Raw genomic sequence first — 424 nt, 5'->3', positions numbered from 1 at the left:
TTTATAGTAGATCCTATATAGCCTTTTTAATGAAAGAATTAGGTTTAAAAAGTGTGTTAAGTAAAAAGTATAAAGTAATGACTACTAATTCTAATCACGATTTTCCAATAGCGGAAAATATATTAAATAGGGGTTTTAGTAGTAGTCAATTAGGCGAAAAATGGGTCTCAGATATTACTTATATTAAAGTAGGAAGCGGGTGGAATTACCTAACAACTATTTTAGATTTAGCGGATAGAAAAATAGTAGCTTGGACTTTAAGTGCAGACATGACTACGAAAAACACGGTTTATAAAGCTTGGGTATTAGCTAGAGAAAAAAGAAAAATAACTAATAACCATATTTTTCATTCAGATAGAGGTGTGCAATATGCATCTAATAAGATGGTTAGTTTATTAAACCTAAGCTCTAAAATAACACAGAG

At 29.7% G+C, this 424-nt stretch carries 1 protein-coding gene; it reads left to right on the top strand.

The annotated features are described in order from the left end of the window. The coding region (locus A8C32_RS06315) for a DDE-type integrase/transposase/recombinase (protein WP_240491702.1) at window positions 1–424 on the top strand (424 nt) is incomplete at both ends.

Origin of the sequence: Flavivirga aquatica (assembly GCF_001747085.1) — a bacterium.
GTDB lineage: Bacteria > Bacteroidota > Bacteroidia > Flavobacteriales > Flavobacteriaceae > Algibacter_C > Algibacter_C aquatica.
Note: the sequence above shows the minus strand (reverse complement) of the source record. Positions and strands in the feature narration are given on the sequence as shown.